Below are 17,646 nucleotides of genomic sequence, written 5' to 3' on the forward strand. Positions count from 1 at the left end.
ACCACCGCGGTTTTTGAGGCCGCGGCCACCACTGAATCATGCCATGAACCTCCGTCACGCGCCGGCGTTTCCCCGTCATGGGAGCGCGGCGACCGAAGGCAAAATGTCGAGACGGCAACAGTCCCGCGCCCGCCGCGAGGAAGGCCCCCTCACGGCGTCTTTTGTTATTAAGAAAACGCTGTATCTTAAGTTGACCGTACCTGATATTAATGGCTACAATCAACGAACAAAAAGTGGATAACTCACGGCTCGATTAAAAGCCCAATCATTTTGGCTATGAACAGGGTGAATGGCAGCTTGGCTTTTAGGGCAAGGTTTAACTCAAAAGGACCACCGTTTTGGCTCATCAGGAATCAGAAGATCAGACAGAATCAAGCCCGGTCAAATCACGCGATTTGGTTGCCGAACTCTTTGCGCAAATTTTAACCACCGAAAACGGAAGCATAACCAGCCCGGAAACCCTTAATTCAGCGCAACAGGAAACATGGCACACCTTGGTCGAAAGCCTCCGAGCATCAACCGTACAAACCATTGACTCCCAACTGCTGGAGCTGCTTTGTTCCTGGTTGTTATCGGAAACGCGTCAATCACCGCAATCCCGTATCGGTCGCTGGGAAATTTTGGCCCCCATCGGCAAGGGCGGCATGGGCGAGGTCTACCGATGCTTCCAAATCACTCCTTTCTTTCGCGAGGGCGCCGTCAAAATATTGCCAATGGGCCAAAAGCACCCCGATGAAAACATCCAGCAGTTTCAATGGGAAGTCCAGGCACTCGCCCATCTCGATCATCCCAACATTGTCCCCATTTATGATGCTGGGACGGCGGAAGACGGAACCCCTTTTTACGTCATGCCTTATTTGAATGGGCGGTCGATTCTTGCCTATTGCGATAAGGCTGGGTTACCCGTCAACGCGCGCTTGAATTTGTTCCGACAGTTGTGCCGCGGCGTCGCTTATGCGCACCGAAAAGCATTGGTGCACCAGGATCTCAAACCCAGCAATGTCATGGTCATTGAAGAAGACGGCGAGCCAAGGGTCAAAATTATCGACTTCGGTATCGCCACCTCACTGAGCAGTTTGGCACCCTGGGAGCTCGAAGAACAAGCGCGGCGGCCGTCGCGAGGGACGCCCAGTTATGCACCGCCGGCACAATGGCGGAATATCCGCGATACACGCCATGATATTTATGCAGCGGGAACCATACTATTTGAGCTTACCAGTGGCTTAACGCCAAAGCAGCGCCACACGCCGGAATTTCCACTAGACGCAACAACGGATAGCAAACCGCTTTTATCTTCTTTCCCAATGAACTACATACCTTCGAAAGAAAGTGCGGCACATCGCGCAACGACACCAAAGAAATTGGCCCGTTTTCTATTAGGCGATATAGATCGTATTATTTGCCACACCGCCCTCCCCCTCGAAGCAGGCGGCTATGCAACGATAAAGGAATGCGAAGAGGATATTTCCCGCCTGCTGGAGAAACGCCCCATTTCACGGGGTCCGCGCGGTTTTTTTTATATCATTCAAGCCTTTTTCAGACGGCATCAACAGGCTTCGATGGTGTGCTTTGCCATACTGCTATTGCTCGGTTTTCTCGGCTTCGGTTGGCTTCACACCGAGAAACGGAGAAAACAATCGGTAACGGACTTCCACCAGGCAAAAAACCAAACGGCAGCAACACAACACCAACTGGAGAACCTGGTTTTTCTCATCGAAGAACTCCTCAGCGGCGCGCACCCGGAAACCTTGGGCGCCTACCCCCAGCTTCCCAACATGCTCGAACAGGCGGCAACCTCATTGGACGCCACACCGCCGCCGCCCATCTTGGAAGCCGGCATCCGCATCAAACTCGGGCGCGCGTTTCACGGCCTGGGCCGCTACGAGCGCGCGCTAGCTCAATTCACATCAGCCCACCAGCTACGCAAAACCCTGCTCGGCCCCGCCGATCCAAGCACGCTGGCCGCCGCATTTGACAAAGCACTGGCGCTTTTGGGTTTGGGAGAAACCAAAAAGGCGCGGGTTTGGCTGGAGGGCTGTCGGCAACAAGCGCAAAAACTCCCGCGCAACCATCCCATTCGCCTGCGCTTGGATCTCGCCATGGTGGACACCCTTCAAACCCTCGGCCAATACACCCCGGCAAAAACCTTAGCCGAATCGGCGCTGGCGGTACTCGCCGACACCCCTACCCACCAGGCGCCCTACCCATCCCTCCAAGCCCACGCCACCTTTAAACACGCGGTCGCGGTTTTACCCCTCGGCGATTATCAAAACGCCGAAACCGCGTTCCGCGAGGTGGTCGATTGGCGCAGCAACAACCTCGGCATCAAACATCCTGATACCTTAGAGGCCGCTTACCGCCTGGGCGAAACACTGCTGTACCGAGCAAAATACAAAGAGGCCTTAAGTGTATTAGAAACAACCCAAGCTATGCTGACCGGCGTTTTGGGAGAAAACCATCTTAGGGTTCGCACAATCACCACGCTGATTGCCGAAACTTATCGCCGAACCCATCGCTTTGAGGAAGCAGAAAAACTACTTCGCCAAGTCATCCAGGGCCATGGTCAGGATCGAAACCCCTACGGCCTCTATACCATTCTTGCCAAAAATAATTTGATCGCCGTTCTTGCCGCCCAAGCAAAAACCAAAGAAGCGGTCACCATAGCCCTTGAAAACAAAACGGCTTTTGAAATCGGGGGCTGGACCGAGCACCCGGGTTATCAAACGATTCTCAACAACACCGCGGATATGATGATCCAAAGCGGTCGCCCGCGCGAGGCAATTCCTCTGCTTGAAACAGCGCTAGAAAAACGCCTGGCGACCTTCGGCGCCAAGCACAACAAAACGCTTATCGTTCGCTGCACCCTCGCCGAGGCGTTGCAACAATCGGACGAACTCGCCGCCGCGCTGGTGCTGTTCCGAGACATTTATAAAGTTTCGCAGAGCTTACCCGGTAACGAGGTTAACACCGCTCTGTTTGGGGCGTATTTAGGGAATGCATTAACCGATGCGGGAAACTACGACGAGGCTGAAAAAGTCCTGAAAAAAAGCGCCTCTACCATGAGAGACCGTCTGGGTCGTCCTGGTCAGGCGGAGGTTTTTCTAAAGCGGCTAGAAACCCTGCGCTAAAACTAGTGTAAACAGGCTCTCATCCTAACACGGCAGATGCCATGCCGATTCCGGGAAGGTGTGCGTGTGCTTCCTAGGGCGTCCAACACAACATCCAAAAAGAAAAGGCGCCCACCCTTCGGCAAGCGCCCTCATTCAAAGAAACCACGGGTTGTTTACTTGCCCGAACCGTCTGTCCCAGAGCTGCCACTTCCACCGGAATTAGCAGGTGGCGGGTCGGTATCGGCCAAGGATTTAACATCAGAGGAGAATGGGGCGAAAAAGGGTACAGACCCAAAACTCCCTGCCACATAACCCTGCATCAAAGGTCGCCACCCGTCGTCAGACCCCACAGGTTCCCCAAAGAGTAGGTTCTGCAAGGCGCAAAAAAAAGCATCATGATCAGCGGCCGTGGCGGGTTTTTCGTCTAGAAACCAGAGGGTTTCACGGTTGTAAGCGTAGACCGCCCAATTTCGGGGATTGTCGAATGGGAGAAGACCTTGTTTGCGAACCAAGATCTCAACGGCGTCATGTCTCCTTCTGACGGCCACAAGCTGATCCGCGCCCGCCGTCACCAGTTGATGACCCGTAATAAAGTCACCACGGGAGGCCACCAAAACAGCGCCCATGCCGGCCATGGATTGGTATTCATGACCGTCAATTTCCAGGAGACCTTCAAAGAGATAAAGCGTTCCTACAGCGTCACCCATTTCGAATTCAAAAGCCCGCACGAGCGAGCCTTGCACGGTTAGTATCGGGCCGCTCGAAGCGATCCCGCGGCTCCCTGATGTCTTTGCCTGCCCAGGGCGACCGGGACCTGCTTGTACCAGGATCGGCCCAACCAAGAACAACAAGCAAAGGATGAGATAAAAGCATGTACAGTTCGTTTTCATGTCGAACTCCTACATTAAGAAGAGTTGTTAATCTGGGGACAACCCGGCCGAATCCCTTCAAAGAAGAGACGTGCCCCCAGATTGGCCGGCGGTTCCGCCGGTCGCGAGTGACTCACTGTCTGTCTAACCGTCAATCCGGGGCTTTTTGCGAAAAAAAAATTCTCGAAGGCGTGATTTTGGCCGAAACCCAAGGGTCGGCGGCCTTCGTGGCCGATCAGTAGGGCAAGGAACGCGGGCGGCGCACGCCGTCACCGCGCCGGCGAGCGCGCACCTGTTTTCCGGGCGTGAAAACCCGGGGCGCGCCAAGCGCGCGGGTACCCCTCGCCGCTCCTTGGAAAAATGCCCGTGCAACAAGCTTTTGCGTCCACCCTCGCGGAGAAGACATGGTAGACTTAGCGCGTTTTGGGCTGACACAAATACGCACGAATCGAGGATTCGAACTTTATGGTTGATCGCGAGGGAAAGCACTTGGCAACGGATTCGGCGGGAAGCCCCGCGTCCACGTCTTCCAACCCCTTCGCAAACCCAACCAAGCAGGCTCGGAATCCCAACCCCGCTGGTTTTCGATCCGCTGCATTCCCGCGCCGCCGGTCGGCGAACGGGAGCGTCAGCACTTAATGCCGCACTACGCCCACCGTCTCGGAGCGCACGCTCATGCGACACCCATCGTCGCACCCCGTCACGAGCACGCGCGTTCAACTCGGACCATGATGACCATGGCTCCATGGCCGCTCCGTCGCGGCGAGGCGTATCGGCACCTGTCTCACCAAATTGTTCCGGAGGGCAATTTTGAAAGTACATGAGTTTCAAGCAAAGCAAGTACTGGCCCGCTTCGGGGTACCCGTTCCAAAAAGCGGTGTTACCGATTCTGTCGATGAAGCGGTAGAAATCGCCAAAGGCTTGGGCGGCTCCGTATGGGTCGTTAAAGCTCAGATTCACGCGGGCGGCCGCGGTAAAGGCGGCGGCGTCAAACTGGCCCGTTCCTTGGACGAAGTACGTCAGCACGCCAAGGCGATTCTCGGCATGACCCTGGTTACGCACCAAACAGGCCCTGAAGGCAAGCTGGTCAACCGCATCCTCGTCGAAGAAGGTCAGAACATCGACCAGGAATTGTACTTCGGCATCGTCATCGACCGCGCCACCAGCAGCCCCGTCATCATGGCGTCTCGCGAAGGCGGCATGGAGATCGAAGAAGTCGCGGAAGAGAACCCCGACGCGATCCTGCGTGAAGTGATTGATATTGCCACCGGCATGAGCGCTTACCAAGCCCGTCGCCTCGCGTTCGGCCTCGGTCTGCAAGGGAAAACGGTCAACAAAGCGGTTAAATTAATGATGGCCTGCTACAAAGCGTTCGAAGCAAGTGATGCGGCCATGCTCGAAATCAACCCGTTGATGATCAGCAAAGAAGGCGATGTTGTGGCCTTGGACTGCAAAATGGAGTTCGACGAAAACGCCATGTTCCGCCACAAAGATCTGGCCGAAATGCGCGACCTCACCGAGGAAGACGCCAAAGAAATCGAAGCCGCCAAGTTCGACCTGAACTACATCACCCTGTCCGGCACGGTCGGCTGCATGGTGAACGGCGCCGGTCTCGCCATGGCCACCATGGACATCATCAAACACGCGGGCGCCGAACCCGCCAACTTCCTGGACGTCGGCGGCGGCGCCACCCAGGAACGCGTTGAAGCGGCTTTTAAATTGATCCTCTCCGACGACAGCGTCAAAGCCGTTCTGATCAACATCTTCGGCGGCATCGTACGCTGCGACATGATCGCGCGCGGCGTCATCGAAGCGGCCAAAAATCTCGACCTGCAAGTCCCGGTTGTGGTGCGCCTCGAAGGCACCAACGCCGAGGAAGGCCTCAAGCTGTTGGAAGATTCCGGCTTGGGTCTGATTCCGGCCAAAGGTCTGGCGGCTGCCGCCACCAAAGTTGCCGAAGTAGCGAAGGGGGCGTAATCCATGAGTATTCTCGTCAACAAAGACTCCAAAATTCTCGTCCAAGGGATTACCGGTAGCCAAGGTACCTTCCACGCACAACAATGCCTCGCCTACGGCACGCAAGTTGTCGCGGGTGTCACGCCCGGTAAAGGCGGCCAAACCGCCGTCGACGGCCAAGTCCCCGTTTTCAACACGGTCTCCGAAGCGGTTGCCAAAACCGGCGCCAACGTCTCCCTGATCTTCGTACCACCACCCTTTGCCGCCGACGCCATCATGGAAGCGGCGGATTCCGACGTTCCCCTGATCATCTGCATCACGGAAGGCATCCCCACCATCGACATGGTGCGTGCCTATGACTACGTCCAACGCAAAGGCGTCCGTCTGATCGGCCCCAACTGCCCCGGCGTCATCACCCCCGGCGAATGCAAAATCGGCATCATGCCCGGCCACATTCACAAGCCTGGCCGCGTCGGCGTCGTATCTCGCTCCGGCACCTTGACCTATGAGGCTGTCGGCCAGTTGACCGCGCTCGGCATCGGCCAGTCCACCTGTGTCGGCATCGGCGGTGACCCCGTCATCGGCACCAACTTCATCGACGCCCTGCAACTGTTCAACGACGACCCCGACACCGACGGTGTCATCATGATCGGTGAAATCGGCGGTACCGCCGAGGACAACGCCGCGCGCTGGGTTCAAGAGAACATGAAAAAGCCGGTTGTCGGCTTCATCGCCGGTCAAACCGCGCCCAAGGGCAAACGCATGGGCCACGCAGGCGCCATCATCGCCGGCGGTCAAGGTACCGCCGCCGAGAAGATGAAAATCATGGCCGAATGCGGCATCCACGTGGTCGAAAGCCCGGCCGACATGGGCGCCAAAATGAAAGAAGCCCTCGGCCTCTAACCGTTTATCCCATTTGGGAACCAACCGCCGGTGCCGCCCCCGCGTCACCGGCGGTTCATTCTTTTTATTCTGAAGAAACAGGAGCAATTCCATGAGTCTGCAACGCACTTTTGCCGTGATCAAACCCGACGCGGTGGCCGACGGTAACACCGGCAACATCCTCGCCGAAATCGAAGCCAACGGCTTTAAAATCGTCGCCATGAAAAAAATGCAGTTGACCCAAGCACAAGCCGAGGGTTTTTATCACGTTCACAAAGAACGTCCCTTTTTCGGTGAGCTGGTAACCTTCATGACCGAAGGCCCCATCGTGGCCCTGATCCTTGAAAAAGAAGACGCCATCCCTGCATGGCGCAAGCTGATGGGCGCCACCAACCCCGAGCAAGCGGAAGAAGGCACCCTGCGCAAGAAGTACGGCGCGAGCATCGAGCGCAACGCGACCCACGGTTCCGACGCGGAAGAAACCGCCGCTTTCGAAACCCGTTACTTCTTCAACGCCATGGAAACCGTATAACCCCGGTCCCAACCAAACACAAAAAAGCCCGAGTTACCCCACGGTAACTCGGGCTTTTTTATTGTGCTTCCCAAGCGCTACCAGATCACGACGCGGTCTTTTTCATCGCGGAACATGGCGTCACCTTGCTTGCAGCCGAAGGCTTTGTAGAAGGTGGGCATGTTGGAAACCGGGCCGTTGGCGCGGTATTGGCTGGGTGAGTGAGGGTCGGTTTTGACCCGAACCGTCAGTTCCTCATCGCGGTACAGCCGCCGCCAGGCTTGTGCCCAGGAAAGGAAGAAACGCTGCGAGGGGGTGAACCCGTCGATTTTGGCGGTATTGCCCGTTTTGGCCAGGCGCGATTGCAAGGCCTCATAGGAAATGGTCAAGCCACCCAGGTCGGCGATGTTTTCACCAAGGGTCAATTCGCCGTTGACGAACAAACCTTCCAGGGGTTCGTAGCCATTAAACTGAGCGACCAACTCGGCGGCACGGGCGTCGAATTTCTCGCGGTCGTCCTCGGTCCACCAGTTCTTCATATTGCCGTCGTGATCAAAACGACTGCCGGCATCGTCGAAGCCGTGCATCAACTCATGGCCGATGACGGCACCAATCGCCCCGTAGTTCACGGCGTCGTCGGCGGACATGTTAAAAAACGGCGGTTGTAGAATCCCGGCCGGGAACACAATTTCGTTTTTCAGCGGGTTGTAGTAGGCATTGACGACCTGGGGATTCATGCCCCATTCCTTAGGGTTCACCGGCTTGCCGACTTTGTGAATTTCGTAAGCACGGGCGTGGGCACGGCCGCGCAGCAGGTTACCCGCGTAATCACCCCGTTTAATTTTGAGTTGGCTGTAGTCACGCCATTCATCGGGGTAGCCGATATGGGGTGTAAAGGAATCGGCTTTAATTAAGGCTTTCTTTTTGGTTTCCTCGCTCATCCAAGCCAAGTTTTTGAGACGGTTTTTTAGGGCAACACGCAAATCATCGATCATCACCATCATGCGTTGCTTGGCTTCCGGCGGAAACGCCTCGGCCACGTACATTTGCCCCAATGCTTCGCCCAAAACCGAGTTGGTCGCGTTAATCACCTGTTTCCAACGGGGCTGCTGTTCTTCCACGCCGCGAAGGGTCGTGGAAGAAAAGGCAAAATCGGCGGCGCGGATCTCAGCGCTCAAAAAAGGCGCGGCACCGCTGATCAGGTGCCAACGCAGGTAATGCTGCCAATCGGAAACGGGGCGTTTGGCCAACATGTTATCCATCTCGGCAAAGAACTTGGGATGCGCGAAAGAGAACTGCTTCACCTCGGACAAGGCGAGGGTTTTGAAGTAGTTGCTCCACGAAAAGTTAGGCGTGGCGGCATCCGCCTCGGCCTGGGTTTTGAGGTTGTACCACGTGGCGGGATCACGGCGTTCGACCGCGCTCAAGCTGGCCTGGGCCAGCGCCGTTTCCATTTCCATAATAATGCCGGCGGCTTTGCCCGCATCAGCCGCGCTGTAATCCAAGAAACGCAACATTTCGGCAATGTGGGCCCTGTACTTTTTGCGCAACTCGGCGGATTCGGCATCTTCTTTGAGGTAATAATCGCGATCCGGCAAACCCAAACCGCCCTGAACGCAGTAAGCGATTTCCATGGAACTATCGGAAAAGTCCGGCAACGAGGTAAAACCAAACAGGAAGTCGAGGCCGCCGCGGTGAGAGGCACTGACAAAAGCGCCGATGTCGCTCGCGTTCTTAAACCCATTGATTTCCGCCAAGTAGGAAGCCAGGGGTTTAATCCCCGCCGCGTCGATGGTTTTTTGATCCATCCCGGAAGCGTAAAAATCGCCGACCAGCTGCCGCGGCGAGCCCGGCAAAGCGCCTTTGGCATCACCTGCTTTTTGCACGATTTGCTTGAGCAAGTCCTGGTTTCGGTTGCGAACCACTTGGAACATGCCGTAATTGCTTTCCTCCGCCGGGATCTCCGCGGTTTTGAGCCAAGCGCCGTTGGCATACTTGTAAAAGTCATCGCACGGTTTGCAGTCCTTGTCGAAATAGTCGGTGTTGATCGGCTTATCCCCCGCCGTCAGCGCCGCCACCGCGAACATCCCGCTCAGGGCCAATTTGGCCAATTTGCTACGAATCATGAGTCCTTACTCCCTGTCTTAGATGCCGTGGTCCATGGAAACACCAACAAGTGGGTCGGAAATAAAAAGGGACCACCGGCGGAAATCCCTACCGGTTCCGCCCTACCCTTAACACGCGTAGGACAAGGGATAATCGGCTCAAGCGCGGCGGGTGAACTTGAGCAGGCACCGGGGGCGATGTCACGGTATGATAGGAGTGCCGCCGCGGCAATGATTACCCGTTTTGGAGAACTCTTTGTCCCACACCCGCCCCATCGACCTCGACACCGCCGTCAAAAACCGAACACGCGCTTTAAGCGTGTTAATCGAGGATGTTTATCAGGCCCATAACGCGGCTTCGATTATCCGCACCTGCGATCATCACGGCATTCAAGACCTGCATGTGGTCGAAACGCGTAACCGCTTCAACTGGCCGGAACCACCACTGCCCGCCGACTTTGTCGACACCACCGAGGGGGCTTGGCGGCGCGTCACTATCCACCGTTACCAACCCGCGGATACAACGGCGCTTACCGCGCTGATGAACGGTTTCAAACAAGAGGGTTACCGCATTGCCGCGACCTCACTGCGCCCGGGATACGTGGAACTCACGGAATGCACCATGGACGAAAAGCTGCTGCTGTGTTTCGGAACGGAAGAACACGGCCTAAGCGAAACCCTTCACGCGGCGGCCGACGTGGCGGTTCGGATTCCCATGTTCGGCATGACCCAAAGCCTCAATGTTTCGGTCAGCGTGGCCCTTTGCCTGCATGAACTGCGGCGCAAACTGGAGGCGGGGCCTTTGGACTGGGCCTTGGACGCGGCGGAACAAAGGCAACTCAAAGCAACCTGGTCGGGGGAAGCATAAAAAAGCCGGTAGGACAACCGGCTTTTTTTCATTGTAAAACGCGCCCTAAACTTCGGCGGCCATCACAATTTCACGCACACAGGGGTGGTTGAAATTGATGGAAAAAACCGAATAAGGATGGGGTTTACCGGGGACCTTGCGCACCCGAATCACCCCTTTACCCTTGAGGCGGTCAATGACGTTTTGAATTTCAAAACGCGAAAGATGCTGCAATTCCGCCTCGTTGGGAACGATGTCGCGGAAGAAGGGACCGACCCAAACCTCGCGCTCATGGCGCGCGTGCTCTTGCAATACAACCCGCAACAAACGCTCTTCGTCATTGTCGATTTCGAAAAGCCACATCTCTTCCGGCCCAAAATCGACCTCTTCGTCCTGAAAACCCAAGCCGGTGTTCACCAAGCGGCTTTTGGGCAACAAGCTGTTTAGGCGAATGATGTTGGGTTCTCCCACCTGACGCTTGAGATCACCGGACATGTTGAAACTAAAGGCGCACAGCAGAACCTGTTTCCCGTATTGCAAGATGCGACGAATGATGGGTAGGTAATCACTGTCCCCGGCGCAGATAACCAGACAGTTAATGTCCTCGCGCAACACAACCATTTCCATGGCGTCGATGGACAACAAGATGTCGGCGGAGTTCTTAGAAGGTTTGGAGTGGATGAAGTGCGGCTCAAAACCCGCGAGCTGCAGGTCACCCTGAACATCAGCCATCTCGTAGTCTTTTTGGTAATCGGCATAGGTGCGATTCATAATCGGCAAATAGCCGTATTCTTCCTGAATCTTGTAACGGAGTTTGTCGAGCAGGTGAACCAGTTCCTGGCCGGCAGTCAAGTCGGGCCGATAATTTTTAAGTGAGAAGAACAAATTTTCAAAATCGACAAGAATAGAACAAAATTGTAAGTCGTTTGGTTGAACCATCGGAGTACCTCGAACGGAATAGACAATAGGATCGGACAGAACAGAAAAGTCGTTTCAGGTCAAAAGTGACCCTGGGCAAAATTCGTAAAATGAAGAAAGCACATGAAAGCCCATCACAATAAGCCTTGTATTGTAAGTCCTTCCTCACTGAATATCAACGAAAACATCGCCAAAAAACGACAGCCGACTATTCCGTCTATCTTCTCCTAAATGAGTGTTTACCAAAGATTTAATGAAGCCTGGGTTTCAACAAAACCGTGCGCGACAGCGCAGGAGGAACGGTTAGAATCTTCTGCAATCTCTCTCGATAACCCACCAACTTCACGAAAATTCGCCCTCTCAAAAGCATATCGTAAGGCGTGCTAACAACATTTGAATGTTTTCGTTAGGTATTTTAGGTTTTCAAAGAAAGAGCCGTTCACGGCGGTCGAATGGAAATGATCACCCCGTCTAAAATCGCGGCGATCAACATGAAGTTCAACAATGTGAGATGGTGACGAAGCGCCCCGTACCGGAACAAATTCACGATGATCCGTGCGGCGGTCAGGCCGGCCGAGCGCTACTCTCGCAAAGAATTATTTGAAATGTGGCCGTAAACCGGCCAAAAGTCAAGCAAAAGCTGAGAGATGCGCCGGTAAAGTTCGAAACCTGCCCTCACCCGCCGCCCTAATCGCGCAATCCATGCTTTACCCCGTTAACTCATTTACCCCGCAACCCCGGTTTCTTTTCGCCGGCAGCCAACCAAAGATTTACAATAACAAGACACCGATTCAGCCGAGCAGCCGCAAAACAGCGACGCTTGATTTCTCTTGTTTTTACCGAAAATTACAGGACGGAACCCATGGAAAAACCCGCCCCCGGAAACGCCCCCATTCACAGCCTCATCCAGTACCGCTGGAGCCCACGCGCATTCAAGCCCCAATCAATGTCCCCCGAACAGGTGCGAACCCTCCTCGAAGCCGCCCGCTGGGCGGCCTCGGCCTTCAACGAACAACCTTGGTGTTTTCTGGTCGCGCGTCGCGATCAACCCGAGGCGTTTGCCGCCTTGCTTGCCTGCCTGGTTCCCGCCAATCAGAAATGGGCGCAAAACGCGGGCCTCCTCATCCTTTCCTTTGCCCACACCACCTTCACGCGCAACGGCAAACCCAACATCCACGCCTTTCACGACGTGGGTCTCGCCGCGGGCCAACTCGCGCTTCAAGCCACCGCCCTGGGTCTTCAAGCGCATATGATGGCCGGTATCGACCGTGAACACATCGCCGCCACCTACACCCTTCCGGCCGACCACGAGGCGGTGGCCGGCATCGCGGTCGGCGTCCCCGACGATCCCGGCAGCTTGGAAGAACCCCTCGCCGAGCGGGAACGCGCACCTCGCGAACGCAACGCCCTGGAAACCTTTTGTTTTCAGGATGAATTTGGCAAAGGCCTCGCATTTTAAACAAGATCGTCTTCGTCATCCTTCCACCCGTCCCGTGGAAGGATGCGAATGGATCGTCCTCACGCGTTTTCGGGCTAACCGCCCCCGATCTCTCGAAAAAACACCCCGCGTCACCGCTCAAGGGTGGCGTGAAACAGCGGCTTGAGTTCTTCCAGGGTTTGCTCAAGGGACATGGGCAGCACCTGGCTGAACATGTCGAGAATAATCACCGCGTTTACCGAGGCGTCCTCTTCCACGATGGCGCGGATGCGCTCGCTCACAAAACGATTCACCACATGAACATGTTGGTAAATTTCTCGCAAACCGGACAAATCAAACACCGCGTCTTTGCCGTCTACATGGCGCAGGTACTGACTCAATAAGTACATGGAAGTGACACGATAGATGGTTTCTTCCACGGTGGCGTGGGGCAAATGAAAGCGCGCCATGGGTTTAAAAGGCGCGGTGTGGGGACAGCCACTCAGCGGAATGATCAGGCCCATCAACGAACTAAGTGCTTTCTGCATCGCCGCGTTAAAGATCACGGTGCGCGATTTCATGTGGACCTCGACCCGCACCTCGTCGTAAGAGCGCAAATTCACCGAGGATTCGATCAATTCGACCAAACCCACGGAAAGCGGACAATGAGGCACCTCTTTGGTACTAAGCGGACAATTGGGACATTGATGAAACCCCAATGCAACCCACGCCGGCAGGGGCCGCTTCAAGCGACGCTCACGGAGTACGAACCCCTCGGCTAAATCAAGGCGGAACACTTTAAAACGCCCGTCGGGAAAAATGAAATGATAGCGGACTTCTAAGGCATCGAGGTCGTCGTGGCTGACCTGAGAATCCAATGGAATCATAAGGCCTCTCCTTCGCGGAAGGACGCAGCCTGCGCCGGTAGGTTGGATGGGTACCTTAGTCTAACGCTAAGCGGCAAGGCTCAAGGAGAAGAATTTAAAAATTCTGGGAAAAACAAGACGCCACCCGGCTTAGCCCGCATTTCTCACCAGCTTTCGTCGTGAGCGTGTCAAAAAGTTTGGTAGCACAAGGCTTGCGACCGAAACCGGACACAGGGGTTCGACCTTGCGCGGGGCCGACCATTCGGCGTAGCAGCGCCACGTCGAAGACCGGTTCTCACCGTTGCCATGCAACGGTGGGAGCAAACGTGGTGATAGCAAGCTTTTTGGCTCGCGAAGCAGGATACTGGTGAGAAATGCGGGTTAGATGCGTTTTTCCATCAACATGGCGTAATCATGCCCCTCAATCGAGGCGAACACCTTCTCACCGTTAAAGGAAAAGTCCCGATAAGCCAATTTAACCAGAACCTCAAAACCCATTTTGTCGCGCAAAATATGCTGGGAAATGTTGCCCGTGGGTTCCGTCACCAGCCGCCGGTAACCACGCTCGCGCGCCATCTCAAAAAACAGGCGGTTCATGCGCGGCGCAATCCCCATATTGGTGTAGTCGTCGGCCACGGCCACCATAAACATATGGGCACATTCGCCGGGCTTCGGTTGGTATTCCGTAAAGTAATCGGAACCTAGCTGCTCGAGACAAGCGAACAGGGGGTCAAATTTAGGAGAAAGCTCGGTAATCAAGCCGTCGGGCGCGGGGATGGCGGAATCCTCGCAGATACGGGCACCAATCACAGCCCGAGTCGCCACATCACGCGCGATGAGCGAGAGCCCCTCCGCCGCGATTTTCGGGTAGTACTGGGAGGTGAATGCGAACATCTCTTCTTCGGAAATCCCGAGAAACCGAACCAGGGGTTCGTCGCGAGCGAACACCCGAGCAACCAAAGCGGCCGCGTCGTGCATGTTCCTCTGATCGACCACCTCGAAAACGATGTCGTGACGGGGTTCGATTCGCCCAAAAGTTTCTAGTGCCCCGCAACTACCCATCGATCCAAACCCTCCATTCCTTTCTCCAAGTCGGATGTTATCTTAACATGAGCAAGCTCAACCCAATCTGTGACAATTTATATTTCCGATTTATCATTTATCCAGGGTCAACATGACGACTGTGTTTTTCTAAAAACCGACGATAACTCAAATCATTCTTAAAAAACGACAAAAAATCGGCAACATCAAGCAACAGCTATGTTTATCCTAGACGAGACGACCCCGGAAAGAACGCAACCCCGAGCACGTCTTGCGCCGAATCATCCAGCAAGCCAGACGACCGGAAAGGCGTTTTTCGCAGCAAATCGTGACCGACACCTTAGCAGGGATAACGGATTTATTTTCCAAAACCTTTATTTTTACCAGCAACATTCCTTGTCGACTTTTTGCAACCCGCCAAACAACCCGTCCCCAGCCCATTTGCGCACCCCGATACACATCCGTCTACTGGAAAAACAACCTCCATTTCATGTTTCCTTCGCGCCAATCAACCGACTCGAGAACGCGCGCCGGCACGGAGCACACGCGATCAAATACTGAATGCCGACCTGGCGCGCTCTCCAAGAGGGTTCCGACCGGCCTCCCGCCCCGCCTGAGCGGGATTTTATTTTGCTTTGGTATTTCGCCGGTTTATAATTTCATGCGACACCCTCATCCTCCCCAAATCCGGTGCGAGACACCTTCGCACAACCCGACTGCCGGCCCCGTGTCATACTCCCTTTGCCGGCGCGGCGGATGCTGGGCGCAACACGAGGCAACATCATGCTTTTTCCGCCAGGACCCAAGCTAAACCAAGGTGAACAACTCCAGTTGCTGCGCCGCACGCCGCTGCGTTTTTTCGACGATTGCCATCAAAAATTCGGGCGCATTTTCACGCTCAATCTTGGCACCTTCGGTAACCAAGAGGTCGATACCGAGGCCAACGGGAAGTGGGTCTTTATCACCCGCCCCGAGGATGTTGAAACCTTGTTTAAAACCAGCCCGGAAATTGCCATGGCCGGTGTCGCCAACAAAATGCTGTTCGGCAGCCGCACCCAGCAAGGCGGTATTATCCGGCTCGACGGCCGCGAACACATGAATATTCGCCGCGTTTACCAGCCGATTTTCAACGGCAACCGCATGCGCGCCTATACCCTGCCGATCATGGCGACGATCCGCCGCCATGCGCGCCTTTGGTCGCGCAGCCGCGCCTTCCCCATGCTACCGGAGATGCAGCGCATCACCATTGACGTCATCGCCAAATCGATTCTGGGATTCGACGAATCCGAACTCTTCGACATGTTGTGTTCGCGGTTGATGTGCCTGGAAAACGCGGCCATCCAAGGGCGTGATCGTCACATGGCGGAACGCGAACTAAGCCGCATCATCCACGAACATATTGCGACCAACCGCACCACGGATTTGAGCGACCGCGAGGACGTCTTTTCCCGCCTGTGCCAACTGACCAAACCGGACGGCTTGGCCCTAACCGATAAAGAACTGCACGACGAATTGGTCACCTTGCTCAAGGCCGGGTTCGGCACCACCTCCAACGCCCTGGCCTGGCTGTTCGCCTGTATTTTGGAAAAGGAAACGGTTCGGGCACGGATTCAAGAGGAAGCCATGAACGCTGTCGGCGGTCGCGAACCCGCCAAATGCCGTTTTGACCAAATGCCCTATACGGAAGCGGTCATCCAAGAAACGTTGCGGCTGTGTCCCTCGGTGGCGGGTTTCACCGGGGTGCGCTACCTCAGTGAGCCACTGCGACTCGGGGGTTATACCATTCCTGCCCACACGGTGGTCGCCATCGCCACCCACATCCTCCACCGCGACGCTTCGGTTTACCCCGACCCCCTGCTCTTCAAGCCGGAACGCTTCCTGACGGCCAAACCCTCGGCTTGGCGCTGGGCCCCATTCGGCGGTGGGAACCGCATGTGTGTCGGCCGCTCGTTCGCCATGCACGAGATGAAAGTCGTGCTGGCGACGCTTTTCTCTGATATGGAAATCAACCTGGACCGCCCGGTCGGCGGCAGTGAGGTCCAAGGTTTCTTCTGCTCCCCCAAGGACCGCGGCCCCCATGTGCGTATCAAGGATCGTTCCCACGACGAGGAGAGCTAGCCCGCCGGAGCCTAAGCCGGCTCCCAAATAGAAAAAGGGGCGCGCCCCTTTCGGAACACGCCCCTTGCAATCCTTGATAAAAAGGCTTAGTTGCCGGCAACCTGCTTGGCAACTTCCTCGGCGAAGTTGTCTTCGCGTTTTTCGATGCCTTCACCCAGTTCGTAACGGGCGAAACGACGCAGGGTGATTTTTTCACCGATGTTGTGGGTCGTTTCTTTGATCAGATCCTCAACGCTTTTCTTGGGATCTTTAACGAACTTCTGCTCGAGCAGTACGTTTTCTTCGTAGTACTTTTCCATTTTGCCGGTTACGATGCGGTCAACCACTTTTTCAGGCTTGCCTTCGGCAATCGCTTTCTCACGGGCAATTTCTTTTTCTTTTTCGAGATCAGCCTGTTGCACTTCGTCGCGAGACAGGAACGAAGGTGCGGCGGCGGCGATGTGCAGCGCGATGTCTTTGGCCAAAGCTTGGAAGTTGTCGTTACGCGCGGTGAAGTCGGTTTCGCAGTTGAGTTCGAGCAGAACACCAATGCGACCGTTGCCGTGAACGTAGGAGTGAACCGTCCCCTCGGCGGCGATACGGGTAGAAAGTTTTTCAACTTTTTTCTCACTGCGCTTGCGCAGGTAAGTAACGGCTTCGTCTAAGTTACCGTTGCACTCAACCAGTGCTTTTTTACATTCCATCATGCCGAGGCCGGTACGCTCTCTCAGCTCTTTAACATCTTTTGCGCTAATGGACATGTTGATCTCCTAAAAACATTTCGTTTTTGCGAATTCAAAAAAAATAAAGCGGTCTCCCGCTTTCTTCAGCCATTGAGCCTCGGGGCGCCAACGCTGGAAAGGGTTGGTATCAGTGGGATCACAAGAAGAGTTGGTGCTCGGGCAGACGAATAAAAACCGCCGCGCAATCCCCCAATCAACCACCAAACTGTACACACTACCTTCGAACGCCCGTCAGAGCAAGCAAAAAGGACGGGCGAAAAACGCGAGCCGGCAGACCGGCTCGC

Annotated in this window: 13 protein-coding genes; 7 read left to right on the forward strand and 6 right to left on the reverse strand. The window is 55.4% G+C overall.

Features of this window, described 5'->3' with window-relative positions; translation table 11 throughout:
• Positions 1 to 338: 338 nt before the first annotated feature.
• Complete coding sequence (locus J3U88_RS27090) at positions 339 to 3,128, forward strand: serine/threonine-protein kinase (protein ID WP_207862140.1); 2,790 nt, start codon at positions 339 to 341, stop codon at positions 3,126 to 3,128.
• A 155-nt stretch (positions 3,129 to 3,283) separates the two neighbouring features.
• Here J3U88_RS27090 and J3U88_RS27095 read toward each other — a convergent pair whose 3' ends face one another.
• Positions 3,284 to 4,000, reverse strand: a complete 717-nt coding sequence (locus tag J3U88_RS27095) for a hypothetical protein (protein ID WP_207862141.1) — start codon at positions 3,998 to 4,000, stop codon at positions 3,284 to 3,286.
• 789 nt (positions 4,001 to 4,789) lie between these two features.
• Between J3U88_RS27095 and sucC the strand changes: the two genes are divergently transcribed.
• From sucC to ndk, 3 genes are all read left to right on the forward strand, one after another.
• Positions 4,790 to 5,956 (forward strand): ADP-forming succinate--CoA ligase subunit beta, encoded by a 1,167-nt coding sequence (gene sucC, locus J3U88_RS27100; protein WP_207862142.1) that lies wholly within the window; start codon positions 4,790 to 4,792, stop codon positions 5,954 to 5,956.
• Between the two features lie 3 nt (positions 5,957 to 5,959).
• Positions 5,960 to 6,838 carry a succinate--CoA ligase subunit alpha gene (gene sucD, locus J3U88_RS27105; protein ID WP_207862143.1) on the forward strand — a complete coding sequence of 293 codons (879 nt, stop codon included), beginning with the start codon at positions 5,960 to 5,962 and terminating at the stop codon, positions 6,836 to 6,838.
• Between the two features lie 91 nt (positions 6,839 to 6,929).
• Positions 6,930 to 7,349: a nucleoside-diphosphate kinase gene (ndk, locus tag J3U88_RS27110; protein WP_207862144.1), complete on the forward strand. Its 420-nt coding sequence runs from the start codon at positions 6,930 to 6,932 to the stop codon at positions 7,347 to 7,349.
• 77 nt (positions 7,350 to 7,426) lie between these two features.
• On the opposite strand, the gene J3U88_RS27115 is transcribed toward ndk, so the two are convergent.
• Positions 7,427 to 9,454, reverse strand: a complete 2,028-nt coding sequence (locus tag J3U88_RS27115) for a M13 family metallopeptidase (RefSeq protein WP_207862145.1) — start codon at positions 9,452 to 9,454, stop codon at positions 7,427 to 7,429.
• A 235-nt stretch (positions 9,455 to 9,689) separates the two neighbouring features.
• Between J3U88_RS27115 and J3U88_RS27120 the strand changes: the two genes are divergently transcribed.
• Positions 9,690 to 10,301, forward strand: coding sequence for a TrmH family RNA methyltransferase (locus tag J3U88_RS27120; RefSeq protein WP_207862146.1), 612 nt, complete (start codon positions 9,690 to 9,692; stop codon positions 10,299 to 10,301).
• A 45-nt stretch (positions 10,302 to 10,346) separates the two neighbouring features.
• Here the strand turns inward: J3U88_RS27120 and J3U88_RS27125 are convergent, their stop codons facing one another.
• Positions 10,347 to 11,219 carry an NYN domain-containing protein gene (locus J3U88_RS27125; RefSeq protein WP_207862147.1) on the reverse strand — a complete coding sequence of 291 codons (873 nt, stop codon included), beginning with the start codon at positions 11,217 to 11,219 and terminating at the stop codon, positions 10,347 to 10,349.
• Between the two features lie 841 nt (positions 11,220 to 12,060).
• On the opposite strand from J3U88_RS27125, the gene J3U88_RS27130 reads away from it, so the two are divergent.
• Positions 12,061 to 12,657 (forward strand): nitroreductase family protein, encoded by a 597-nt coding sequence (locus J3U88_RS27130; RefSeq protein ID WP_207862148.1) that lies wholly within the window; start codon positions 12,061 to 12,063, stop codon positions 12,655 to 12,657.
• Between the two features lie 110 nt (positions 12,658 to 12,767).
• Here J3U88_RS27130 and J3U88_RS27135 read toward each other — a convergent pair whose 3' ends face one another.
• Positions 12,768 to 13,502 (reverse strand): DUF6901 family protein, encoded by a 735-nt coding sequence (locus tag J3U88_RS27135; RefSeq protein ID WP_207862149.1) that lies wholly within the window; start codon positions 13,500 to 13,502, stop codon positions 12,768 to 12,770.
• Between the two features lie 360 nt (positions 13,503 to 13,862).
• The gene (locus J3U88_RS27140; RefSeq protein ID WP_207862150.1) at positions 13,863 to 14,543 is read right to left on the reverse strand and encodes a GNAT family N-acetyltransferase; all 681 of its coding nucleotides are present in this window, start codon (positions 14,541 to 14,543) and stop codon (positions 13,863 to 13,865) included.
• A gap of 762 nt (positions 14,544 to 15,305) precedes the next feature.
• Between J3U88_RS27140 and J3U88_RS27145 the strand changes: the two genes are divergently transcribed.
• Positions 15,306 to 16,640 (forward strand): cytochrome P450, encoded by a 1,335-nt coding sequence (locus J3U88_RS27145; RefSeq protein WP_207862151.1) that lies wholly within the window; start codon positions 15,306 to 15,308, stop codon positions 16,638 to 16,640.
• An 86-nt stretch (positions 16,641 to 16,726) separates the two neighbouring features.
• Here J3U88_RS27145 and tsf read toward each other — a convergent pair whose 3' ends face one another.
• Positions 16,727 to 17,380, reverse strand: a complete 654-nt coding sequence (tsf, locus tag J3U88_RS27150) for a translation elongation factor Ts (protein WP_207862152.1) — start codon at positions 17,378 to 17,380, stop codon at positions 16,727 to 16,729.
• Positions 17,381 to 17,646: the final 266 nt, after the last annotated feature.

The organism is Acanthopleuribacter pedis, from assembly GCF_017377855.1.
GTDB lineage: Bacteria > Acidobacteriota > Holophagae > Acanthopleuribacterales > Acanthopleuribacteraceae > Acanthopleuribacter > Acanthopleuribacter pedis.

What these genes read in the sequence shown, in the direction of transcription:
- J3U88_RS27095 (WP_207862141.1), bottom strand. Translation starts at nt 4,000, where the DNA reads ATGAAAACGAACTGTACATGCTTTTATCTCATCCTTTGCTTGTTGTTC.
- sucD (WP_207862143.1), top strand. Translation starts at nt 5,960, where the DNA reads ATGAGTATTCTCGTCAACAAAGACTCCAAAATTCTCGTCCAAGGGATT.
- ndk (WP_207862144.1), top strand. Translation starts at nt 6,930, where the DNA reads ATGAGTCTGCAACGCACTTTTGCCGTGATCAAACCCGACGCGGTGGCC.
- J3U88_RS27115 (WP_207862145.1), bottom strand. Translation starts at nt 9,454, where the DNA reads ATGATTCGTAGCAAATTGGCCAAATTGGCCCTGAGCGGGATGTTCGCG.
- J3U88_RS27125 (WP_207862147.1), bottom strand. Translation starts at nt 11,219, where the DNA reads ATGGTTCAACCAAACGACTTACAATTTTGTTCTATTCTTGTCGATTTT.
- J3U88_RS27130 (WP_207862148.1), top strand. Translation starts at nt 12,061, where the DNA reads ATGGAAAAACCCGCCCCCGGAAACGCCCCCATTCACAGCCTCATCCAG.
- J3U88_RS27135 (WP_207862149.1), bottom strand. Translation starts at nt 13,502, where the DNA reads ATGATTCCATTGGATTCTCAGGTCAGCCACGACGACCTCGATGCCTTA.
- J3U88_RS27140 (WP_207862150.1), bottom strand. Translation starts at nt 14,543, where the DNA reads ATGGGTAGTTGCGGGGCACTAGAAACTTTTGGGCGAATCGAACCCCGT.
- J3U88_RS27145 (WP_207862151.1), top strand. Translation starts at nt 15,306, where the DNA reads ATGCTTTTTCCGCCAGGACCCAAGCTAAACCAAGGTGAACAACTCCAG.
- tsf (WP_207862152.1), bottom strand. Translation starts at nt 17,380, where the DNA reads ATGTCCATTAGCGCAAAAGATGTTAAAGAGCTGAGAGAGCGTACCGGC.